At 61.5% G+C, this 22,387-nt stretch carries 18 protein-coding genes and 1 tRNA gene; 6 read left to right on the forward strand and 13 right to left on the reverse strand.

Annotated elements, in window-relative coordinates; genetic code table 11:
- Positions 1-9 precede the first annotated feature (9 nt).
- The 5 genes from N434_RS00245 to N434_RS00265 all read right to left on the reverse strand — a co-directional run bounded on the left by N434_RS00245 (position 10) and on the right by N434_RS00265 (position 3,407).
- The gene (locus N434_RS00245; protein ID WP_110755432.1) at positions 10-990 is read right to left on the reverse strand and encodes an acyltransferase family protein; all 981 of its coding nucleotides are present in this window, start codon (positions 988-990) and stop codon (positions 10-12) included.
- A 208-nt stretch (positions 991-1,198) separates the two neighbouring features.
- Positions 1,199-1,393 carry an NfeD family protein gene (locus tag N434_RS00250; RefSeq protein ID WP_065114931.1) on the reverse strand — a complete coding sequence of 65 codons (195 nt, stop codon included), beginning with the start codon at positions 1,391-1,393 and terminating at the stop codon, positions 1,199-1,201.
- A 20-nt stretch (positions 1,394-1,413) separates the two neighbouring features.
- Positions 1,414-2,280, reverse strand: a complete 867-nt coding sequence (locus tag N434_RS00255) for a S49 family peptidase (RefSeq protein WP_161991597.1) — start codon at positions 2,278-2,280, stop codon at positions 1,414-1,416.
- An 89-nt stretch (positions 2,281-2,369) separates the two neighbouring features.
- Positions 2,370-3,170 carry a tRNA1(Val) (adenine(37)-N6)-methyltransferase gene (locus tag N434_RS00260; protein ID WP_110755434.1) on the reverse strand — a complete coding sequence of 267 codons (801 nt, stop codon included), beginning with the start codon at positions 3,168-3,170 and terminating at the stop codon, positions 2,370-2,372.
- Positions 3,171-3,176: 6 nt separating this feature from the next.
- Complete coding sequence (locus N434_RS00265; RefSeq protein ID WP_065114928.1) at positions 3,177-3,407, reverse strand: putative signal transducing protein; 231 nt, start codon at positions 3,405-3,407, stop codon at positions 3,177-3,179.
- A gap of 111 nt (positions 3,408-3,518) precedes the next feature.
- Here N434_RS00265 and N434_RS00270 point away from each other — a divergent pair, with 111 nt between their 5' ends.
- The 4 genes from N434_RS00270 (at position 3,519) to moaB (ending at position 8,017) form a co-directional block, all read left to right on the forward strand.
- Positions 3,519-4,535: a polyprenyl synthetase family protein gene (locus tag N434_RS00270; RefSeq protein WP_065116132.1), complete on the forward strand. Its 1,017-nt coding sequence runs from the start codon at positions 3,519-3,521 to the stop codon at positions 4,533-4,535.
- Positions 4,536-4,677: 142 nt separating this feature from the next.
- On the forward strand, positions 4,678-6,570 hold the full coding sequence (locus N434_RS00275; protein WP_065114927.1) for a tetratricopeptide repeat protein: 1,893 nt from the start codon (positions 4,678-4,680) through the stop codon (positions 6,568-6,570).
- 6 nt (positions 6,571-6,576) lie between these two features.
- The gene (locus N434_RS00280) at positions 6,577-7,461 is read left to right on the forward strand and encodes a 4-(cytidine 5'-diphospho)-2-C-methyl-D-erythritol kinase (RefSeq protein WP_110755436.1); all 885 of its coding nucleotides are present in this window, start codon (positions 6,577-6,579) and stop codon (positions 7,459-7,461) included.
- A gap of 10 nt (positions 7,462-7,471) precedes the next feature.
- Positions 7,472-8,017: a molybdenum cofactor biosynthesis protein B gene (gene moaB, locus N434_RS00285; protein WP_065114925.1), complete on the forward strand. Its 546-nt coding sequence runs from the start codon at positions 7,472-7,474 to the stop codon at positions 8,015-8,017.
- Between the two features lie 251 nt (positions 8,018-8,268).
- Here the strand turns inward: moaB and N434_RS00290 are convergent, their stop codons facing one another.
- The 5 genes from N434_RS00290 to N434_RS00315 all read right to left on the reverse strand — a co-directional run bounded on the left by N434_RS00290 (position 8,269) and on the right by N434_RS00315 (position 13,750).
- Entirely contained in the window at positions 8,269-9,144 is an 876-nt protein-coding gene (locus N434_RS00290) for a dienelactone hydrolase family protein (RefSeq protein WP_110755911.1), read from the reverse strand.
- A gap of 121 nt (positions 9,145-9,265) precedes the next feature.
- Positions 9,266-10,294: an alcohol dehydrogenase AdhP gene (gene adhP, locus N434_RS00295; protein ID WP_110755438.1), complete on the reverse strand. Its 1,029-nt coding sequence runs from the start codon at positions 10,292-10,294 to the stop codon at positions 9,266-9,268.
- A 148-nt stretch (positions 10,295-10,442) separates the two neighbouring features.
- Complete coding sequence (locus N434_RS00300; RefSeq protein WP_161991642.1) at positions 10,443-10,844, reverse strand: MAPEG family protein; 402 nt, start codon at positions 10,842-10,844, stop codon at positions 10,443-10,445.
- A gap of 114 nt (positions 10,845-10,958) precedes the next feature.
- On the reverse strand, positions 10,959-12,464 hold the full coding sequence (gene guaB / locus N434_RS00305) for an IMP dehydrogenase (protein ID WP_065114921.1): 1,506 nt from the start codon (positions 12,462-12,464) through the stop codon (positions 10,959-10,961).
- Positions 12,465-12,748: 284 nt separating this feature from the next.
- The gene (locus N434_RS00315; protein WP_181423833.1) at positions 12,749-13,750 is read right to left on the reverse strand and encodes an MBL fold metallo-hydrolase; all 1,002 of its coding nucleotides are present in this window, start codon (positions 13,748-13,750) and stop codon (positions 12,749-12,751) included.
- Positions 13,751-13,958: 208 nt separating this feature from the next.
- On the opposite strand from N434_RS00315, the gene N434_RS00320 reads away from it, so the two are divergent.
- Positions 13,959-15,356: an MDR family MFS transporter gene (locus N434_RS00320; protein WP_110755443.1), complete on the forward strand. Its 1,398-nt coding sequence runs from the start codon at positions 13,959-13,961 to the stop codon at positions 15,354-15,356.
- Here N434_RS00320 and N434_RS00325 read toward each other — a convergent pair whose 3' ends face one another.
- The 3 genes from N434_RS00325 to N434_RS00335 all read right to left on the reverse strand — a co-directional run bounded on the left by N434_RS00325 (position 15,357) and on the right by N434_RS00335 (position 18,036).
- On the reverse strand, positions 15,357-16,097 hold the full coding sequence (locus N434_RS00325; protein ID WP_110755445.1) for an RlmE family RNA methyltransferase: 741 nt from the start codon (positions 16,095-16,097) through the stop codon (positions 15,357-15,359). It abuts the gene before it with no gap.
- Positions 16,094-17,728 carry a Ppx/GppA phosphatase family protein gene (locus N434_RS00330; RefSeq protein WP_181423834.1) on the reverse strand — a complete coding sequence of 545 codons (1,635 nt, stop codon included), beginning with the start codon at positions 17,726-17,728 and terminating at the stop codon, positions 16,094-16,096. The genes N434_RS00325 and N434_RS00330 overlap by 4 nt, the downstream gene beginning before the upstream one ends.
- A gap of 231 nt (positions 17,729-17,959) precedes the next feature.
- Positions 17,960-18,036: transfer RNA gene (locus N434_RS00335), tRNA-His, on the reverse strand.
- A 348-nt stretch (positions 18,037-18,384) separates the two neighbouring features.
- On the opposite strand from N434_RS00335, the gene N434_RS00340 reads away from it, so the two are divergent.
- On the forward strand, positions 18,385-22,140 hold the full coding sequence (locus N434_RS00340; RefSeq protein WP_110755449.1) for an ATP-binding protein: 3,756 nt from the start codon (positions 18,385-18,387) through the stop codon (positions 22,138-22,140).
- Positions 22,141-22,387 lie beyond the last annotated feature (247 nt).

Raw genomic sequence — 22,387 nt, forward strand, 5'->3', positions numbered from 1 at the left:
GGCAGGCGATCAGCCTGCGGCCTCGGCACGTGAACCGGAGATACCGCGATCCGCGAACTTCCTGAAAAGCCTGATGACGGGCTTTTCAAACAGGACATGTGCCGCGATCGACACAGCCAGCGCGACAATAACGATCACGATGCTTGCCGCAAAACCCGGCGCCATGACCTTCAGGACGATCGAAATAACCAGTCCGTGCAGGAGATAAAGCGCATAGGAGGCATCGCCGACAATTTCGAAAGGCTTCAGCAGGGATTGAGGCCAGCCGCCGGCCCTTTCGATCCAGACACAACCCGCGACGAGCAGGAAGGCAGGCAAGCCCCAGCTCACTATGCGCAGAAGACCAAACTGCTCACCAATACCCGCCGCGAAAGCAAAGCCGACAAAGGACAGGGCCAGGGCGGCGATGCCGCCGCGCATGCCCGCGAAGGCAATCCGAGACAGGACAAGCCCGGCGAGGAACTCCAGCAGCAGGGGCGAGGCCCAGATCTGCATGAACGGCGATTGCCAGTCCGCCAGCTGCCCTGCGACCACCATTGCCGACAGGATGGCGACGGTTACGGCGATCGGCGCGCGCAGTGCAAGACCCAGAGCGAACACGAGATAAAAGAATATCTCCATATTCAGCGTCCAGCCCACCAGCACCAGCGGTGTGACCTGGCCCGAAGCGTTGGCGTAAGGAACGAAGAGCAATGACTTCCAGAGATGTTCCATGGTGAAGGTGAAGGTGGAAAACACCCCTGCCAATGCCCCAAGGCACATCACGAATGTGACGGCCCAGTAGAGCGGCACGATACGGAAGAGACGATGACGCAGGAATTTGCCGGGCGGCGACTTGTCGGCGACCAGCCCCATGACAAATCCCGAGATGACGAAAAACACGTCCACCCCGGCTGCGCCGATCGTAAATGGCGCCCCGGCAATGTGAAAAAACATCACGGCCAGCGCGGCGATCGCCCGCAAAAACTGAATGGAATGAACCTTCTGCAAAAAATACCCCGTCCAGCCACCGCGTGCGAGGCTTCAGCCGGTTCTGGCCGAAGCGCTGCAGATCAACCTCAAATATCGCGGGTTACTATTTGCACAGATCCCGCGAAAATACTCGCGGAAACTGGGGCCTTTCCCAACAAGCTGGTTTTTGGGTTAACTTCAGGCTTCCAGCACGGAGCGGATAAAACATGCCGTTATTCGCACGCGATCACGTCTCGTCCTCGCGCTTGACGCGGTATTCGCCGGTTTCGGGATCCTTGATCAGGGTACCGATGGCACCGGTTTCGCGTTCCTTTTCACGCCGTTTCGATTTCGCCGAAAGCTTTTCCGCATCGCGGACAAAACGGCGGTAAAGGATGATGGATCCCACCACCAGAAGAAGAATTGTAATAAGCTGCGCCATAAGGCCCTATTCCCGCGACATCATAGACCGAAACGCGACCACAATGCCTTTTCTTCAGCGACTTCCGCAAGACCCGAGACGGCTCCGGCTGCAAGCCTTTCGGCATCGAGGCCCAAAGCCGCATTCACGCCCGGCACCTTCTTGCCGAACAGGGTGCGCCCGCCGCTGATAAGCTGGAGCTTGACCTTTTCGCCGTAACGGCGACGCAGGACCTCCCGCATGTCACCCAGCCCGTCGATCAGGCCGAGATCGAGGCCGCGCATGCCGGTCCAGAACAGGCCGGAGAAGATCGCCTCATCCTCCTTCAGCTTCGAGCCGCGACGCATCTTGACCATATCGATGAAAACATTGTGAATTTCGACCTGAAGCGACTTCAGGTAGTCGATATCGCCTTCCTTTTCCGGCTGGAAGGGATCGAGGATGACCTTGTTTTCGCCGGCCGTATAGACGCGGCGCTCCACGCCGATCTTCCGCAGCATTTCGGGAAAACCGAAGCCGCCGGAAACGACGCCGATCGAACCGACGATGGAGGTTGGATCGGCAATGATCTCGTCACCGGCAAGCGCGATCATGTAACCGCCGGAAGCGGCCACATCTTCCACGAAGATCAGGACCTTCTTTTCCTTTTCCTCGGCGAGCTGGCGGATACGATTGTAGATCATGCGCGCCTGCACCGGCGAACCGCCGGGCGAGTTGAGCAGAATGGCGACGGCCGGCGCATCCTTGATGGCGAAGGCCTTTTCAATGAGCGGCGCATAGGAGGCGAGATTGAGCGCGGGGCGAAACTGGCTGCCACCGGCCATGATCGCGCCATGCATACGCACGACCGGAATGACCAGTTCCTTTTTGCGAAAACGTTTCGGCACCAGATACTTCAGAAAACCCACTACTCAATCCTCGCAGCATTTGCCTCATCGTCACGGATGTATGTATCGCCCCGGAAAACGCAATGGCGCAGCCGGCGGAACGGCGATATTTATGGCGCGGGCCGGATTGCCCTTACATTACGCGAATAGGCGGCGCGGCCATTGTTCAGGTCATCCACGAAGGTCGTGAAGGCGTGGCTGCCGGTCTCGTGCATGACAAGCGGCGCGCGGAAAGACAGTCTCGCGCGCGAGCCCTTGATGGCGGTGACCAGCATACGCACCGCGTCCTCCCCCGGACGCGGATGGATGAGGGTGATCTCCATGCCGCCGAAACGGCTGCCGCAGGCGGCAATAATGTCCGCCACCGATTGCGGCCGCGCAATAAGCGAAAGCTGCCCGCCCGGCACCATGATCGCGCCTGCGGTCCTGATCCACTCATCGAACAGGCCTTCCGTCATGGCGTGGGCCTCGGCCTTCAGGGCATCCGGCGTGCGGCGATCGCCCGCGTCATTATAGGGCGGGTTCATGATGACGTGGTGGAAATGCTCGTCCGGCAGACCCGCTTCGACCCGTGCTTTCGCGCGCAGGGTCACGTCGGCCTCGCACACGCTCACACGAGCGGAGAAGGCGGCATTTTCCGGCAATAACAGGCTGCGCCGGGCAAAATCCGCCATTTCCGGCGAGCGTTCATAGAGCGTCACTTCCGCCTTTTCGAGCCGCGCCGCGACCGCCATGCCGGCGGCGCCAGCGCCCGCGCCGAGATCGGCGATCCGGCAGGCGCGATCATCCGCCACCAGCGAGGCCAGGAGCATGGCGTCCATGCCGGCCCGGTGGCCCCTGCCCTTCGGCTGGAGGATGTGAAACCGGCCGCGGTGAAAGGCATCCATCGTTTCGGAAACAGTGCCGCTCACCGCCGCTCAAGCCTCTTCATTGCGCAGTTCGTCACCCAGCCCCGCATCCATCAGGATGCGGCGTGCCTGATCGGCGCGATCTTCCTCGACCAGAAAGCGACGGGGCAAAAGACCGAGCGAACCCTCCAGAATGCTCATGGCCTGATCGGCGATGAGGCAGTGGATGCCGGCGTCCTTCATCAGGCTTTCAGCGAAGGAGAGCAGCACGGCATCGTTGGTACGGATCAGTTCACGCATGGATAAGCCCTAAATTCCCATCTTTTTGAATGGCTAGCGGCAATTCGCCCCTTGCCGCGCAAGGCGCCAGTTTTTATTGTCGAATTCAAATTCGAACAGGAGTCCTGTCCCTTGGGCGTCGTCATACCGCTTGAAGAAAGCAAAAACAAACTCGCATCCGTCAAGCCGCTTGTCGACCTGACCCGCCCCGACATGGAACGGGTGAACCAGCTTATCCTTTCCAAGGCGGGCTCCGATGTCCAGATGATACCCGAGGTGGCCAACCATCTGATCTCGTCCGGCGGCAAACGCCTGCGGCCGATGCTGACGCTGGCTTCGGCCTCCATGTTCGGTTACCAGGGCGATCATCACATCAAGCTCGCCACCAGCGTGGAATTCATGCACACGGCGACGCTTTTGCATGACGATGTGGTGGACGAAAGCGATCTGCGCCGCGGCAAATCCACCGCGCGCACCATCTGGGGCAACCAGGCAAGCGTTCTCGTCGGCGACTTCCTGCTCGGCCAGGCCTTCCGCATGATGGTGGATGTCGGCTCGCTCGACGCCCTCGATGTGCTGTCCACGGCCGCTTCGGTCATCGCCGAGGGCGAGGTGCTGCAGCTTTCCGTCGCCAAGAACATGGAAACCACCGAGGACGACTATCTCCAGGTGATTCGCGCCAAGACGGCTGCCCTGTTCGCCGCGGCAGCGGAAGTCGGCCCCATCGTCGCCAAGACGGACAAGGCAAGCCGCAGCGCGCTGAAGTCCTACGGCATGAATCTCGGCCTCGCCTTCCAGCTGGTCGATGACGTGCTGGACTATGGCGGCAAATCGGCCGATCTCGGCAAGAATACCGGCGACGACTTCCGCGAAGGCAAGATCACGCTGCCGGTTATCCTTTCCTATCGTCGAGGCACGCAGGACGAGCGCGCCTTCTGGCGCAACGCCATCGAAAAGGGCGAAAGCAGCGACGAGAACCTCGAAAAGGCACTCGGGCTGATCACCAAATACAATGGTCTCGGCGACACGATCAGCCGTGCAACGCACTACGGCACCATCGCCCGCGACGCTCTTGCACCCCTGCCGCAGAGCCCGTGGAAAAATGCGCTTCTGGAAGTGATCGACTTCTGCATCGAGCGTCTCAACTGACGCCGGAGGCTGGTGCGAACGGCGGATGACACCATCATCCGCCCGGCATTTCGGGTGGGAGTCCCCGCAGGGCGGGATTGTGGCCAGGGCCATAATTTCTTGCGGGGTTGCTTCAAAAAAGCCATTCTATCGTGACCAAACAATGGAAACTGATTTTTCCGTGCATATGCACAAAGGCAAAGGTTCCCTCATGCGGCGTAAACCAGCACTCCGTCTTCTTTGCAGCGCGGCTCTCGTCGCCGCTCTCACGATTGGCGCGGGTGCAAGCCCCGGCTTTGCGGAGACAAAGGCGAAAACGGAAGAGAAAGCCGTTACGTTCGATCCCGCCAAGGTGAACACCTTCTCCGGCGCTTTCCTTGCCGGGCGCAATGCCGATGTCGATCAGGACTATCCGACTGCGATTTCGCTCTACAAGAAGGCGCTGGAATTCGATCCGGCCAATTCGGAAATCCGCCAGCGGCTGATGATCGCCGAACTTCTGAGCGGCAATTTCGAGGCCGGCGCCAAGATCGCCGATTCCATGAAGGACGATACCTCCGTCGAACGGGTGACGACCATCGTGCGCGGCCTCGACGCCATCAAGGACAAGGAATTCGCCAAGGCCGAAAAAATCCTGAAATATACCGGCCCGAACGATCTCGACCGCATGGTCAACACGCTTTTGACCGCCTGGGCGCGCGCCGGCTCCGGCAAGCCGAAGGAAGCGCTGGCGCTCGTCAATAACATGAAGGGTCCGGGCTGGATTTCGATCTTCCAGAAATACAATGCCGCCGCAATCGCCCTCGTCAGCGGCAATACCGACGCCGCCCGCAAGAGCCTCAACGAGGCCGTGACGGACCGCGAAGGCGGGGCCACCGCCTCCGATACCTACATGCGTGCGGTGATGGCGCTTGCCCGGCTCGAAGCTTCCGCCGGCAACCGGCAGAAGGCGCTGGACGCGATTGCGGTCGGCGATACTTTCGCGCCGAATTACGCCCCCCTGAAAGCACTTCGCGAATCCATCGAGAAGGGTGAGAAACCGCAGCAGCAGATCACCAATGCCGTCGAGGGCGCCGCTTCCGTGATGTTCTCCATCGCGGGTGCGCTGAACCGCGAAGGCGCCGAGGAGATCGTCACCCTTTACCTGCAGACATCGCGCGCACTCGATCCGAAGAGCCCGGATACGCTCATTCTTCTGGGCGGGCTTGCCGAGGCGCTGAAACAGCCCGACCGCGCCATCGCCTTCTATCGCGAAGTGCCGAAGGACTCGCCGATGTATCGCATCTCCGAGCTGCAGCTCGGGCTGACGCTTGCCCAGACCGGCAAGGTGGATGAGGCGCGCACGCATCTGAAATCCCTACTCGAATCCGATCCGAAGGATATCAGGTCTTATCTCGCCTATGGCAGCGTGCTTTCGGACGCCAAGGACTATCGCGCCATGGCCGAAAATTACGACAAGGCCACCGAGGTGATCGGCGCCGTGCCGCAGAAATCCGACTGGTCGGTGTTCTTCCAGCGCGGTATCGCCTATGAGCGCCTGAAGGAATGGGACAAGGCGGAACCGAATTTCAAGCGGGCGCTGGAATTGAACCCGGAACAGCCGCAGGTGCTGAACTATCTCGGTTATTCCTGGGTGGACAAGGGCATCAATCTCGATGAAGGCATGGAGATGATCAGCCGCGCCGTCGAGCTTCGCCCGAATGACGGTTACATCGTCGATTCGCTTGGCTGGGCGCATTATCGCCTCGGCGCCTTCGATGAGGCCGTGACGGAACTGGAACGGGCAATCGAGCTGAAGGCCGGCGATCCGACGATCAACGACCATCTGGGCGACGCCTATTGGCGCGTGGGCCGCAAGATCGAGGCCGTCTATCAGTGGAACCGCGCCCTGATCGGCGACAGCGACGACGTGGACAAGGCCAAGGTGAAGGAAAAGATCGCCAACGGCCTGCCGCCGCTCGAAAAGGATGCCGAGAACACCGCAAAGAAGGACGCCGCGCCGCAACCGCCGGCTCCCCCGGCACCGCCCGCTCCTGCCCCGGACAAGAAATCCTGACGCCACATGCGGGTAGATGAGAAGACTGGGGCAACCGAGACCATCGAGGCGGCCCCGGCCAAGATCAATCTGGCTCTGCATGTGACCGGCCAGCGGGCGGATGGCTACCATCTGCTCGAAACGCTGGTGACATTCACCGAGGCCGGCGACAGCATTCGCATTCGCGATGCCGATGCCGACACCTTCTCCATCTCCGGTCCTTTCGGCGATCTTCTGCGCGCCGGTGATGGCGGTGACAATCTCGTCACCCGCGCCCGGGACAGGCTGCGCGATGCGCTTGCGGCCACGGGTCGCTCGGGTCGCCCTGTCGCCATTCATCTCGAAAAGAACCTGCCGGTCGCCTCCGGCATAGGCGGCGGTTCGGCGGATGCCGCCGCGGCGCTGCGGGCGCTCCTGCGGCACTGGCATGTCACGGTAGAACCGGAAAAACTCGCCGCCATTGCGCTCACGCTCGGTGCGGATGTGCCGATGTGCCTTGCAAGCCGCCCCCTCATCGCGCGCGGTATCGGCGAAGAGATCGAACCGGTTACCGATCTGCCCTGCCTGTTTCTGGTCCTTGCCAATCCGCTGAAAGCCGTCTCGACGCCGGATATATTCCGGCGCCTGCAAAGCAAGACCAATCCCCGCCTGCCGGCACATGCGACAATTGGCTGGATGGATTTTCTGGCGCAAAGCCGCAACGATCTGCAACCAGCGGCGCAGGCCCTGCTGCCGGAGATCGGGGAGGTCATCGAATTGCTTTCGCAGGAGGTTGCCGCGCTTGTGCGCATGTCCGGTTCGGGCGCGACGTGTTTCGGGGTTTTTCATTCCTTCGACGCAGCTCAGGACGCGGAAACATCGCTTCGGAAAAAACGTCCCGACTGGTATTTTCAGGCGACGCGGACCATTTGAGGATTAGGCCATGGCAGGCGAAAGACCCTTCATTCCCCTTGGTATTGCGGTTTTGACCGTGTCCGACAGCCGCACGCTGGAAAACGACAAATCCGGCGATACGCTCGTCGCCCGGCTCGAAGAAGCGGGACATCGCCTTTCCGCCCGCGCCATTGTGCCGGATGACAGGCAAGCCATCTTCAATACCGTGCGCGACTGGACACTTGCCCCCGGCGTGGATGTGGTGATCACCACCGGCGGCACCGGCTTTACCGGTCGCGACGTGACGCCTGAGGCGCTGGAGCCGCTGTTCGAAAAGCGCATGGACGGGTTTTCAGCGCTTTTTCATCGCATTTCCTATGACAAGATCGGCACCGCGACCATCCAGTCACGCGCGACCGGCGGCGTCGCGAACGCCACCTTCATCTTCGTGCTGCCCGGCTCGCCGGGTGCGTGCAAGGATGCCTGGGACGGCATTCTCAAGGCCCAGCTCGATTATCGTCACCTGCCCTGCAATTTCGTGGAAATCATGCCGAGGCTGGATGAGCATTTGAAGCGTGGGGGTGGTGGGGTTTAGGTCAGCGGACGGGAGATGCGTGGAGCTTACCCCCTCTGCCCTGCCGGGCATCTCCCCCTCAAGGGGGGAGATCGGCACGACGCACTACCTCAACTTCATTCTCAGACTATGAGATGGGCGAAACCTATCCGCGTATCAATCTCCCCCCTTGAGGGGGAGATGCCCGGCAGGGTAGAGGGGGGTAAGCCCCACGCGCCCTCGACAATGGCCAACATCCTGCGCCTTCACCACCGGTGCCGCCAAAAACCGCATCACGCCAGATATTTCTTGAAAAATTCCACCGTCCGCCCCCAGGCGAGGTCAGCCGCCGCCTTATCATATCGCGCCGAGGACGTATCATTGTTGAAGGCGTGGTTGACGCCGTCATAAACGAAAATCTCGAAGGTCTTGCCGTTTTCCTCCAGCGCTTTCTTATAGGCATCGATGCCGGCATTGATACGTTCATCGAGACCGGCATATTGCAAAAGCAAGGGCGCCTTGATGGCTGGCACGTCGGCTGCCGGGGCCTGCTGGCCGTAATAGGCGACGCCGGCATTGAGGCCAGCCGACTTGGTGGCGAAACGGTTGACCAGCCCGCCACCCCAGCAGAAGCCGACCGCACCGACCTTGCCGTTGGCCCCCTGCCTTGCCGCAAGCCAGACGCGGCCCGCTTCAGCATTGGCGACGGTTGCATCCATGTCGAGACCGCTGAACATCTCTCGCGCCTTATCCTCATCCGAGGGCGTGCCGCCCTGCGGCGAGAGGAAATCGACGGCCAGCGCCCGGAAACCGGCAAGCGCCACGCGCCTTGCCACATCGCGGATATGGTCGTTCAGACCCCGGTTCTCGTGAATGACGATGACGGAGCCGATCGACCCCGATACCGATTTCGGTGTGACGAGATAACCCTTCATTTCGCCACCGGGGGCGGGATAGGTCACGTCTTCCGCGACGATGCCAGCATCGTCAGGCGCGACGATGGCGGCGTGGGCGCTATTGGCGGAAAGGAGCGGTGCTATGGCCGCCGCGGCAGCGCCTGAGCCGGCGAGCACGGTGAGCTTTTCCATGAATTTGCGGCGGTCGAGGCTGAGATGGGTGTATTCATCGTAAGCGTCGATCATGGCCTGCGTAATCTTCGGCTTGTCCATCGCCTGTCCTCCTTGAACGCGGATGCGATGGGCAGGATAACGCAGATCGCCCTGCGGGGAACGCAGCGGGCGGCGGCGGCGCCACACTTTTGCGTGAGCGCCGCAGGCCCTGTCATTTGCCTCAGGCGGCGAGATCCACGACGATACGGCCGTCGATCTTGCCCTCTTCCATGCGATGGAAGATATCGTTGATATTTTCCAGCTTATCCCAGGAGAAATGGGCGGCCACCTTGCCTTCACCGGCGAAGGTCAGCGCCTCCTCCAGATCCTGGCGTGTGCCGACGATGGAGCCACGCACCGTGATGCGCTTCAGCACCGTGTCGAACACCGGAATGGAGATGAAGCCGGGCGGCAGGCCGACAAGCGCCATGGTGCCCTTGGAGCGCAGGAAGCCATAAGCCTGCTCCATGGCCTTGGGCGACACCGCCGTCACCAGCGCGCCATGGACGCCGCCGGTTGCCTTTTGCACCTGCTCCACCGCGTCAGGCGCGCGACCATTGACGGTGACATCGGCTCCGAGTTTTTTCGCAAGCGCCAGCTTGTCATCGAAAATATCGGCGGCAACGACATGCATGCCCATGGCCTTGGCATATTGCACGGCCATGTGACCAAGGCCGCCAATGCCTGAAATGACCACCCACTCACCGGGCCTGACTTCGGTTTCCTTCAGACCCTTATAGACGGTGACGCCGGCGCAAAGCACCGGTGCGGCCGGGCCGAAGTCGAGATTATCCGGCAGGCGGCCGACGAATTTCGGATCGGCAAGGCCATATTCGGCAAAGCTGCCATTGACGGAATAACCTGAGTTCTTCTGGCTCGGGCAAAGGGTTTCCCAGCCGGTGCGGCAGGGGATGCAGCAGCCGCAGGCGGTGTAGAGCCAGGGCGTGCCGGCGCGGTCGCCTTCCTTGATGCCGGTGACGCCAGCGCCGATTTTCGCGACATAACCGGCACCTTCATGGCCGGGAATGAAGGGCGGGTTGGGCTTGACCGGCCAATCGCCCGTTGCGGCGTGCAGGTCGGTGTGGCAAACGCCCGTCGCCTTGTAGTTGATGAGAATTTCACCCGGGCCGGGATCCGGTATCGCCACTTCCTCGATGGTCAGCGGTTTCCCAAACGCGCGGACGACGGCTGCCTTCATTGTTTTTGCCATGACATACTCCTCAATCTCTGCTCGCCTGAAATCCTCGACGGCGGGCAGAGATTAACGGGGATGGGGCGTCATGGAATTGACCCATCGCAAGTCGGATTATTTTGAAGGCGACGATTGTCTCACTTATGAGGCAACCGGACAGTGCTGTTTATTCCAGTGCCAACCAGATGGCGAGCCAGACCCACAGGCAGACCACAAGCGCAAAGCCGATGCCGAACAATGCCCCGCGCTGGCGCAGGCGGTTGCTGGTGACATGGACATAGGAATGGGCGTAGCGCGAGAGCACGAACAGCCAGGCCAGCACGATGGTGACGATGTTGTCCGCATCGGTGATGTAAAGCAGCAGGCAGGCGATGTGGAACAGGACAGGCAATTCGAACTGGTTGGCGATGTTGCGGTTCACCAGATAGCTCTCGCGCGCCTCCTCACCCCGGTCGCGCAGCTTGATCGCCGATTCGCGATCCTTGAAGGTGTATTTGTTGCGCCGAACAATCAGCAGGCCATAGAGCCAGAAAACGAGAAAGACATGGGCGATCATCGGCCAGAACATTGCGGTCGTTGGTGACATGCTATCTCCCCCAATCGTGAAAACGCTCCCCGATCCGGCTGGAATCGGGGAGCGCCAAATACTCAGTCTATCTTTTTACGGATTCGGTTCGAAAGATCAAACCGCGCCGGGATAGTTCGGGCTTTCACGGGTGATCGTCACGTCATGGGCGTGGCTTTCACGCAGGCCGGCGCTGGAAATGCGCACGAAAGTGGCGCGCTCCTGGAATTCCTTGATGTTGCTGCCGCCGACATAACCCATGGCGGCCTTCAGGCCACCGGCCAGCTGGTGCAGGACACCGGAAACCGGACCCTTGTAGGGAACCTGGCCTTCGATACCCTCAGGCACCAGCTTCAGCGTGTCGCGCACTTCCGCCTGGAAATAACGGTCAGCCGAACCGCGGGCCATGGCGCCAACGGAGCCCATGCCGCGATAGGCCTTGAAGGAGCGACCCTGATAGAGGAACACTTCGCCCGGGCTTTCATCCGTGCCGGCGAGCAGCGAGCCGATCATGACGGCGGAAGCACCGGCGGCGATCGCCTTGGCCAGATCGCCCGAGAACTTGATGCCGCCATCGGCGATGACGGGAATATCGGCGGCATTGGCCGCTTCCACCGAAGCCATGACAGCCGCCAGCTGCGGCACGCCGACACCGGCGACGATACGCGTCGTGCAGATGGAGCCGGGGCCGATACCGACCTTGACGGCGTCAGCACCGGCATCGATCAGCGCCTTGGTGCCATCGGCGGTGGCAACATTGCCCGCGATGATGCGAACCGAGTTCGACATCTTCTTGACCTGCGAGACGGCATCCAGCACGCGCTGCGAATGGCCGTGCGCGGTATCGACGACCAGAAGGTCGACGCCGGCATCGATGAGGCGCTCGGCGCGCTCGATGGCGTCAGCACCGACGCTAATGGCGGCGGCGGCGCGAAGGCGGCCCTGCGCATCCTTGGTGGCGTTGGGGTTCAGCTGCGACTTCTCGATATCCTTGACGGTGATGAGGCCGACGCAATTGCCCTTGGCATCCACCACCAGCAGCTTTTCAATGCGATGCTTGTGCAGCAGGTGGCGGGCTTCCTGCTGATCGACGCTGCTTTCCTTGACCGTGACCAGATTTTCACGGGTCATCAGTTCATAGATTTTTTGCTGCGGATCGGAGGCAAAACGCACGTCGCGGTTGGTCAGAATGCCGACGAGACGGCCGTTCTTGTGGCCGCCGGAACCGCCGTTTTCCACGACCGGAATGCCGGAAATGCCATGCGCCTTCATCAAGGCCTGCGCTTCGGCAAGCGTCGCATCGGGGCCGATGGTGACCGGGTTGACGACCATGCCGCTTTCGAACTTCTTCACCTGCCGGACTTCTTCGGCCTGCTCGATGGGGGTCAGGTTGCGATGGATGACGCCGATGCCGCCGGCCTGGGCCATGGCGATGGCGAGACGGCCTTCGGTGACCGTGTCCATGGCGGAAGACAGGATCGGCAGGTTGAGATCGATATCGCGGGCAATGCGGGTCGAGATATTCGTCTGCCCCGGCATGACTTCGGAATGTCCGGGTTGCAGCAACACATCGTCAAATGTGAGAGCGTCCAAACCAGTGGGTGTTTGAATGATGCGTGCCATGGCCAAATTCCTTCATACTGAAAATGCGTGGCCGTTCCGGAACGAAAAGTTCACCCCGGCGCCCTGCAAGGATTGCTTGGAAGTTGGCGAGGGCTGGTAACACGTTCATGACAGGAAGGGAATAGAAAAAACCCGGAATCGGCTTCCGGGCTTTCTCTGTTGCTGCGTTGCAGCAGGCGCTAGGGCGCATCGTGTGGATCCCTGCTCCACACGATGTGCCCTAACTGCTTGTTTTCATGCATGTCGTTGTCGCAAAACCGCTTAACACTTTCGCGCGACACGCATCAGATGTCGAACTGGTAAGATTTCGGCACGAAACGATAGCCCGTATCCAGCTTTTCCGCGTAACCAACAGACGGGAAAGGCATGTGATAGCCGAGGAAGGGCAGCCGGTCCGTGGCGATCATGTCATAGACCTTCTTGCGGGTCGCGGCGGCCGCCGCCTTGTCCATGTCGAACTTCACCTCCCAGTCCGGCTTCTGCAGGGAAAGGACGAAATGGTTGGCCGTATCCGCCGTCAGGATGAGTTGTTTGCCTTCCGATTCGACACGGAAGATCATGTGACCCGGCGAATGGCCAAAGGCCGCCACGCTGGTAATCCCGGATACGACACTGGCGCCGTCGTCAATGAAGGTCGCCTTTTCCGCCAGCGGCTTGACGTTCGTGAGAACGCCCTTGTGACCGCCTTCGGCAGGCGTGCCGACGCGCTTCTCATCCGTCCAGAAATCATATTCCGCCTGGCCGAACACGTAGCGCGCCTTCGAAAAGGCCGGAGCGCCCTTTTCCATCAGGCCACCAATATGGTCGCCGTGCATGTGGGTCAGCACCACCACGGTCACATCTTCCGGCGTATAACCGGCCGCCGCCATGCCTTCGATCAGCCGGCCATTGCCGGCACCACGCCCGGCCTCGCCGAAACCGGTGTCGAACAGCACGAGATCGCTGCCGGTATTGATGAGAACCGGCGAGAAGGAATTGACGAATTGCTCCTTCGGCAGAAAATTGTCTTCCAGCAATTTGCCGACCGTCTCCGCCGTCTGGTCGGTGCCGAAGGTCTCGCCGGGGTTCGGAGCCGCGCGTGCGCCGTCCTTCACGACGAGCACCTCGAAATTACCGAGCTTGAAACGGCTGGTTTCCGGCGGCATGGCGTGTTTGATCTCCATGGAGGTTTGCGGCTGGTTCGTCTGGGCCGTTGCCGTGCGCGCCATCAACAGCGGTGCGCCGAGAACGCTTGCGCCCGCTACACCGATGAGGCCGCGTCTGCTCATGCTCAAGGATTGGGTCATCATCTTGTCTCCGATATCGCCAACTGGCCGTTATCACCAACTGAACTTTGCCCAACGGACAATAGAGCGAGAAAGTTTCAAGAAAACCGGCCTCACGCAGGTTTGATCGCAACTTGAGAAATTGATAATTAACGTGTTGGCAAGCGGGCTTATCAGGCGTAGGAGGAACGGCGATATCCTTGTCGCAGCGGAAAGCCGCAGGCAGCCCATGAACCGCATCATTCCCCTCATCCTGGCAGTCGCTCTCTTCATGGAGCAGATGGACTCCACCGTCATCGCCACCTCGCTGCCGGCAATTGCCGCCGACCTCAATGTCGGCCCGATTACCCTGAAGCTCGCGCTGACCGCCTATATGGTGGCGCTGGCGATCTTCATTCCCATCAGCGGCTGGATGGCCGACAAATACGGCGCGAAGAAAATCTTCCGTTTCGCCATCGGTGTCTTCGTGGTGGGGTCTATCTGCTGCGCGGTGTCCTCCTCGGTGTTCGAATTCGTGCTCTCGCGTTTCCTGCAGGGCATGGGCGGGGCGATGATGACACCCGTCGGCCGCCTCGTTTTGCTGCGCACGACCAAGCGCAGCGAACTCGTCTCCGCCATGGCGCTGCTGACGATACCGGGGCTCGTCGGGCCGCTGACCGGCCCGCCCATCGGTGGCTTCATCACCACCTATTTTTCATGGCACTGGATCTTCCTGATCAATGTGCCCATCGGTGTCATCGGCATCTGGCTCTCGACGATCTTCCTGCCGGAAATCGAAACCACCAACCCACCGCCCATGGACGGCAGGGGTTTCGTGCTGTCGGGCATCGCCGCCTCCGGCGTGGTGTTCGGTCTCTCCGTCGTCAGCCTGCCCGCCCTGCCGCCGGCCATCGGCATCGCCTCCACCATCATCGGTTTTATCTGCGGTTTTCTTTATCTGCGCCACGCCGCGCGCCACCCCGCCCCCATTCTGGATTTCCGCATTTTCCAGAACGCGACCTTCCGGGCGGCGTCCGTCGGCGGCACCGTTTTCCGCATTTCCACGGGCGCCATTCCCTTCCTCATGCCGCTGATGCTGCAGATCGGCTTCGGGCTCAATCCGTTCCAGTCGGGCATGATCACCTTTGCCGGGGCGATCGGGGCGATCACCACCAAGTTCATGGCCAAGCGGGTGTTTGCGGCAACGGGGTTCCGCTCGACGCTGATCGGAGCCGGCATCGTCGGCGCCTGCACGACGCTCGCCAACAGCTTCTTCACGCCGGAAACGCCCTATCCGCTGATCATGATCTTCCTGGTCACGGCGGGATTTGCCCGGTCCTTCTTCTTCACCGGATCGAACGCGCTCAGCTATTCCGATATCGAGGACAGCCAGGCCAGCCAGGCGACCTCGATGGCGTCGGTGCTGCAGCAGATCAGCCTGGCGCTGGGCGTGGCTTTCGCCGCTTCCATTCTGGAAGTCAGCAGCATGATGTCCGGCACGCATCTGCAGCTCGCCGATTTCCACATCGCCTTCACCATCGTGGCGCTCGTCTCGCTGTTCGCCATCGTGCCGATCATCCGCATGGACAGCAATGCCGGGGCGGCCGTCTCCGGCCACCGCGGTAAGGTCTCGCAACCGGCGGAGTGATCAGTCTTCGGAAGCCTCTTCGGCTGCCGCATCGACGTGCGGCTCGCCCTTGCGGCCCTTGAAGTGCTTGGCAAGCAGGAACATTTCCACCGATTCCGAACGTGACGAGGCCGGCTTGATGTGCAGGACCTGCTTGAAGTTCTTCTTCAGCATGTCGAGCAGCTGCTTTTCCGTGCCGCCCTGGAAGGTCTTGGCAAGGAAATGGCCGCCTTCCGCCAGCACCTGAACGGCGAAATCGGCCGCGACTTCGCACAGATGCATGGTGCGGATATGGTCGGTCTTCTGGTGCCCGGTGGTCGGTGCGGCCATGTCCGACAGTACCAGATCGGGCGTGCCGCCGACGGCTTCCATCAGCTTTTCCGGCGCGCTCGGATCGAGGAAGTCGAGCTGCAGGATCTTCACACCGGGAATGGGGTCGATTTCGAGGAAATCGATGGCCGCGACGCGGATATCGTCTTCGGTCGAGTCCGTCACCTTGGCCGCGATCTGCGACCAGCTGCCGGGGGCGGCGCCAAGGTCGATGATGCGGCGCGCGCCCTTCAGAATCTGGTGCTTGTCGTTGATTTCCAGGAGCTTGAAGGCGGCGCGGGCGCGATAACCTTCAAGCTTGGCGCGCTGCACATAGGGGTCATTGATATGACGTTCCAGCCAGCGGCGCGAGGAAGCCTTGAGCTTGGTCTTCTTGACCTTCTGGCCGATCTTGCGGCCGGTGCGGTTGTTGCTTGTCGGCGCCTTGCTCATGTCAAACCTTCCGTCCTGTCCTGCCGTATCATCTGCATGCGCCTTATCCGGTTGCGCCGCCATGCGCCGTCATCCGCCATCATATCCGTCAAAAGGCCTTCGCGCAGGCCACGATCCGCCACGCGCATCCGGCGCGCCGGCCAGCGGCGGCGAATGGCCTCGAGAATGGCGCAGCCGGCCAGAACCAGATCGGCCCTGTCAGGCCCGATGCAGGCATTGGCGGCGCGGCCCGCGAAATCCCAGGCCAGAAGCTTGTCCTGCATCGCCGTCACCTCGGCATCGGACAGCCAGAGGCCGTCCACCTTGCGGCGGTCATAGCGCGGAAGATCGAGATGGACGCCGGCAAGCGTCGTCACCGTGCCCGAGGTTCCGATCAGATGAAAATCCTCGTGATGGGCTTGCGGCGCCAGAGGCGGGCAATGGAAGGCATCGAGCAGCCCTTCGACTTCCCGCACCATGGCGGCGAAGACGTCCGGCGTCACATCACGCCCGCCATGACGTTCCGAAAGCGTAACGACGCCCACGGGCAGCGAGGTCCAGTGGGTGATGTGGTTGGCGAGCCGGTTGGAGCGGTTTTCGCCGACCTTGATGACCGCGATTTCCGACGATCCGCCACCAATATCGAACAGCACGACGGAGCGCGCTTCGCGCCCGACAAGAGAGGCGCAGCCAGACACCGCAAGACGGGCTTCCGTCTCGCGGCTGATGATTTCAAGCTTCAGGCCCGTTTCCCGGGTGACGCGTGCCAGAAACTCCTCGCCATTGGTTGCCGCGCGGCAGGCTTCGGTGGCGATCAACCGCATGCGTCTTATCGGACGACCGGAGAGTTTCGCCGAGCAGACCTTGAGTGCTTCAACGGCACGGTCCATCGCATCATCGGAAAGCCGGCCGCTGGATACCAGACCCTCGCCCAGCCTGACGATCCGCGAAAAGGCGTCAACGACCCGGAACTGGCCGGGCCTTGTCGGCTGCGCGATCAGGAGGCGGCAATTATTGGTGCCGAGATCGAGCGCCGCATACATGTCCGCCGGCGGTTCCTGACCAGGCTCGTGCTGGCGGCCGGGGTGGCGGGCGGATATCTCCGATTGCGGCCGATGCGATTCCGGGTGCGTGCCGTTGGCGCGCCCGCCCTGCTTGCCGACATGCCTTGGCGCATGGGTGGAAACCAGCGGGCGGCCCTGCGGATCGCGGCCGCGCGGATCACGGTGGCCGCGTTTGCGGTTGCGTGACTTTCGGCCGCCGCCGGGCGGTACGGATAATGGATTTGTCGCGTCGTTTTCAGTTGAAGCCTGCACCTGCACACTGGCAGCGGGGGCTGCCTGCTGGGAGGCCGCGCCCTTGCCGCGAGAGCGCCTGCGGCGCTTTCTCTTGCGCGGCTCGGCATCCGGCTCTAGAGCCGATACGTAGGAGGAACCGGCCGGAACATCCGCGGCAACATCATGCGACAGCACAGCGGCGTCACGGGGATTGCCGTCACGCTTGTGTTTCTTGCCACGACGGGATCGCTTCGCTTTCCCTTTGTTCGCCACCGATGCCCCTTGGTCCGACGGCTTTGGGCCGTTTCCGGGGTCGATCACTGTCTTGTCCATTTCGCCGCGCACAAGCGTAGACGCTATGCTGCTGGCTTTCATAAGGTTTCGTTGGGTGGACAATACCAGCGCAAGAGATTTTAGCCAAATGGTTTTTCCCTGCGTGAAAAACGGCGGGGCTCTACAGGCTGCGCAACGCAACGGCACGGACCAGCACGATCACCGCAATCATTTTCGCGGGATTTCTGAAACGGGAGCCATGGCCAGGAAGGGGAAGTTACTCCCCTCTCCCGGTAAGTCCTTGTAGCATTTGAACTTATCGGGAGAAGGGAATGGTACGGTTGAGTGGGGTCGAACCACCGACCTCAGGTGCCACAAACCTGCGCTCTAACCAACTGAGCTACAACCGCACATGAAACGCCGAAGCGGCGTCACGGGGGGTGACATAAAAGGTGTTTTCGCCATTTGCAAGTGCTTCGGTGAATTTTGCGAAAAAAGGCACCGAAAGGCAAGCTCTTTTCATTCGTCGCGACCAGCGGCCGGCATCGGCGAGTGTCTCACCTCCGGTCCGGGAAGGGTGGCGACGGGCCTGTTCATGTTAACTCTGTTTGGCGATTCATTCCGGCGGCGGTGGACCCCGTCGCCCTGTGAAGTTATTTAAAATTCTGTTAACGTGGTGCCTCGGCGGGTTTACGTTTCAGCCTCATGAGGAGGCTGTAAAGCCCGCAAGGTCCGGTAGTGCCAGAATAGGTTTCGACATGCCCGCCGTCCAGTATCCCTTTATCGATATCGCAGTGCATGAACGGGTGCGTGAAGGTTTTGGTCGCGGCGAGGCGATGGCTCTGTTCTCGCTCGATCTCCAGAGCGCCCTGTGGGCCAATGGCCGGGGTGCGGCGCTGTTTGGCACGCCGATGGTCTATGATTTTCTGGAACAGGGTCCCCGGCGGCAGGATGTGACCTTCCGTCAGCTGGCGGCGACGGCGGCGCGGCTTTCCAAGGCGGGCGACAGCCTGCCCTTCACCATTCGCATCAATGCCGGTTTCCGCAGCCTTGCCGTGACAGCCCGCGCGGAAATCATCGAGGCGGAACCGGGCCAACCCGCAATACTCTTCTCCGCCCTCACCGATCAGACCGCGCCCGACACGGCAGAGTGCGCCCGGCGCATGATCGAGGGTTTTGACGACCCTGACATTCACATGGCCGTTCTGAACGGCGCCAACGAGATCATCGCCGCATCGCCGCGATTCGCATCGCTCGGCATTACCCCGCATACGGCAAGAACGCTGGTGGGCATGGCCGCCGGCCAATCCGGCCATCTCGTCAAGCGCCCCGTGCCGACGGGCAAGGGTTATCTGCCGGCAGCCACCGGCCAGATCACGACATCGCCCGAACTCAACCTGATGTTCGTGGTCGAGACCGCACTCGGCACGCTCGATCCCGTCAACGGCTTTGCCGAAGACAGGCAACAGGAATCTCCCGCCGTTGCCGATCCGGTTCTGCCAGTTGCGGAAACGACGCCTTCGCCCGCAGCGGATACGTCCTTCGCTTCCGTGCTCGATGCCGTTGCCGGCATCGAGGATGTGGAAGACGTGCAGGAATTGCCCGCCGATTCCGAAGACGGGGCGGTGACGGAACCGGAGGAGGCTGCCATTGCGCCTTCGCCAGAAGAGGAACAGGCCGAGGCCCCGCTTGACATCCCCGTGGCGGACGTTGCCGCAAATGCGGCAATGACCGACGATATTGCCGACCTCTTTGAACTCGATGCGGATGAGGCGAAAGTTTCTCCCGTCGAGAGCACCGGTGTTGAACCCTATGCCGAACCGGTTGCGGGCGCGGAAAGCATCCCGGAAGAGCCGGACGTCGCTGCAACGGCAGAGGTGCACGCCGAGGCAGTGGCCAGAGACGCCCCGCCCGCAGAGGCGGGACCTGAGGAAGAGAACCGCTCCTTCACCTTCAATCCCGCCGCCCGCGCATCCCGTTTCGTCTGGAAAATCGATGCGGAGGGGCGCTTCAGCTCGATTTCCCATGAATTCGCGGAGGCCGTCGGCGCAAAGGCTGCGGCTGTCGAAGGCATGGGCTTTGCCGATGTGGCCGCACTTTTTAACCTCGATCCGGATGGCAAGATTCGCGAACTGCTCAGCCGTCGCGACACATGGTCGGGCAAGACTATCTATTGGCCCGTGGAAGGCACTTCCCTGATGGTGCCGATCGATCTTGCCGCGCTGCCAACCTATACGCGCTCGCGCGAATTCGACGGTTTCCGTGGTTTCGGCATCGTGCGGCTGGCCGATGCCGCCGAAGATCCGCACGCGACCGGGCTGACCTTCCTGGATACGGAAGAGGTTGCCCCCACCGCAGCATCACCGCAACAGGCCGCCACGGAAGAAAGCCACGAATTGCTGGCTTTTATCGATGAGGATGATGACGCGGCGGATGGTGTTGATTCTGCCGGTGACGATGAAGCTCCGGCGGTGGAGGCCGACGAGGTGACAGGCGGAATTTCAACGGCGGAACAGCACCATGATTACAGCCCGCCTGAATTCGAAGTACCCGCCCCGGCAACCACACCGGCGCCTGAACCGACCTATTCCGACAAGGTCGTTCATCTGGAAGACCGCCGCTCACGTTCGCGCGAAGGTCTGACTGCGGGTGAACAGGCCGCCTTCCGGGAAATCGGCCGGACGCTTGCGCCCATGGATGCCGCTGTGGACGAAAACCGGAAAACGGACGAAGAAGTCGCTTCAGCCGAGCCGGTGACGCAGGAAAACGGCGAAGACATTCCATCGGAAACGCACGCGAATCTGCCGCAGGGCATCGAAGAAGCTGCCGAGGCGACTGGTGAAGACGATCTCTTCGCCGATTACGTTCGCGGCGAGCAGCCGGTTGCGCCGTCTGCGACGACCCATGAGGCCGAGACCGAAGACAGGAAGGACGATGCCACGGATGGGCAGCCGGCGGCCGATATTGCCGCCGCAATGGCCAGCCCGCCGCTTCGCGCCGCCAATGCGCTGACCGCGGAAACGCTGGACCAGATGCCGGTGGCGCTTCTTGTCCATGCGGGCGACAAGCTGATCCACGCCAATCCGGATTTCCTGCGGCTGACGGGCTACAGCTCTCTTGCGGAGCTTGAAGAGGTCGGCGGGCTGGAAGCGCTGCTGCAGCGGCAGGAGCTGGACGACATGCCCGACAATGAGGGCGGCATGGTGGTGGTCAGTGCCGAAAACGACATCATTCCGGTCAAGGCGCGGCTGCAGTCCATCCGCTGGGAAGAAGCCAAGGCGCTGATGCTGTCGCTGGTTCCGCTGGAAGAAAAGCAGGCGCCGGTTGCGGCCGCCAACGAAAACACCGTTGCCGCCGGGATGCCAGATGCCGAGGCAGGCGGCCTCTCCCTGTTACAGGGCGAAGTGGAGGAACTGCATTCCATTCTGGAAACCGCGACCGATGGTGTGGTGCTTCTGGGCGACGAGGGTGAAATCCGCTCGCTCAACCGTTCCGCCAGCGCACTGTTCAACTATGACAATGGCGAAATTGCCGGCAAGCCCTTCGTGACGCTCTTTGCCCATGAAAGCCAGCGGGCGGTGCTGGATTATCTTTCCGGCCTCGCCAATAACGGTGTCGCCAGCGTGCTGAATGACGGCCGCGAAGTGATCGGTCGTGAGGCTTCCGGCGGCTTCCTGCCGCTGTTCATGACCATCGGGCGACTCAAATCCTCGCATGGCTATTGCGCCGTCATCCGCGACATCACCCAGTGGAAGCGCACGGAAGAGGAACTGCGCAACGCCAAGCGCGCGGCGGAAACCGCCAATGCCCACAAGACCGACTTTCTGGCGCGCGTCAGCCATGAAATCCGCACACCGCTCAACGCCATTATCGGCTTTGCCGACATGATGGCGACCGAACGTTTCGGGCCGATCGGCCACCCGCGTTATGTGGAATATGCCAATGATATCGGCCGTTCGGGCCGGCACGTGCTCGATATCGTCAACGATCTGCTCGATATATCCAAGATCGAGGCCGGGCAGATGGATGTGGATTTCATCGCCGTGCCGCTCAACGAAACGGTGGCCGAGGCGGTCTCGCTGGTGCAGCCGCAGGCCAACAACCAGCGTGTCATCATCCGCACCGCACTTGCGCAATCGGTCCCTCAGATCGTCGCCGATCTGCGCTCGATCAAGCAGATCGTGCTGAACATCCTGTCCAACGCCATCCGCTTCACGCCATCCGGCGGCCAGATCGTGGTTTCCACGGCCTATGAAGCGAATGGCAGCGTATCGCTGCGCATCCGTGACACCGGCATCGGCATGACGCGGACAGAGCTGGAACAGGCCATGAAGCCGTTCCGGCAGGTGGCCTCATCCAGCAAGCGCGTGCGCGGCGACGGCACCGGCCTTGGCCTGCCGCTGACCAAGGCGATGGTGGACGCCAACCGGGCAAACTTCTCCATCACCTCGACGCCGAATGAAGGCACGCTGGTGGAAATCACCTTTCCGTCGCAGCGGGTTCTTGCCAACTGAGGCCATGCAGGCGTAGCAATGGGACGGTAGGAAGCGGGTGGTTTTCCAAAGCTGCCGTCTCTCCCTCTCTCCTGTGCTTGTCACAGGAATCGAGCCAGCCCAAGTCCTTGGGCTGAAAAGACTCTTCTCGCCACGCGAAAGCCGCGCCGGCTGGGTTCCTGTGACAGGCACAGGAATGAGGGAATACGGATGCGACAATACAGGAATTCGTCGGGTCATACACGGCGCCAGGGTATGCGTAGCGGGT

It is taken from the genome of Rhizobium sp. UGM030330-04 (assembly GCF_003208455.1).
GTDB lineage: Bacteria > Pseudomonadota > Alphaproteobacteria > Rhizobiales > Rhizobiaceae > Agrobacterium > Agrobacterium rhizogenes_A.

Coding starts and splice junctions, on each gene's coding strand:
- N434_RS00250 (WP_065114931.1), bottom strand. CDS start 1,393: ATGGCGCAGCTTATTACAATTCTTCTTCTGGTGGTGGGATCCATCATC.
- N434_RS00265 (WP_065114928.1), bottom strand. CDS start 3,407: ATGCGTGAACTGATCCGTACCAACGATGCCGTGCTGCTCTCCTTCGCT.
- N434_RS00275 (WP_065114927.1), top strand. CDS start 4,678: ATGGAAACTGATTTTTCCGTGCATATGCACAAAGGCAAAGGTTCCCTC.
- N434_RS00280 (WP_110755436.1), top strand. CDS start 6,577: ATGCGGGTAGATGAGAAGACTGGGGCAACCGAGACCATCGAGGCGGCC.
- moaB (WP_065114925.1), top strand. CDS start 7,472: ATGGCAGGCGAAAGACCCTTCATTCCCCTTGGTATTGCGGTTTTGACC.
- N434_RS00290 (WP_110755911.1), bottom strand. CDS start 9,144: ATGGACAAGCCGAAGATTACGCAGGCCATGATCGACGCTTACGATGAA.
- adhP (WP_110755438.1), bottom strand. CDS start 10,294: ATGGCAAAAACAATGAAGGCAGCCGTCGTCCGCGCGTTTGGGAAACCG.
- N434_RS00300 (WP_161991642.1), bottom strand. CDS start 10,844: ATGTTCTGGCCGATGATCGCCCATGTCTTTCTCGTTTTCTGGCTCTAT.
- guaB (WP_065114921.1), bottom strand. CDS start 12,464: ATGGCACGCATCATTCAAACACCCACTGGTTTGGACGCTCTCACATTT.
- N434_RS00315 (WP_181423833.1), bottom strand. CDS start 13,750: ATGACCCAATCCTTGAGCATGAGCAGACGCGGCCTCATCGGTGTAGCG.
- N434_RS00320 (WP_110755443.1), top strand. CDS start 13,959: ATGAACCGCATCATTCCCCTCATCCTGGCAGTCGCTCTCTTCATGGAG.
- N434_RS00325 (WP_110755445.1), bottom strand. CDS start 16,097: ATGAGCAAGGCGCCGACAAGCAACAACCGCACCGGCCGCAAGATCGGC.
- N434_RS00330 (WP_181423834.1), bottom strand. CDS start 17,728: ATGAAAGCCAGCAGCATAGCGTCTACGCTTGTGCGCGGCGAAATGGAC.
- N434_RS00340 (WP_110755449.1), top strand. CDS start 18,385: ATGCCCGCCGTCCAGTATCCCTTTATCGATATCGCAGTGCATGAACGG.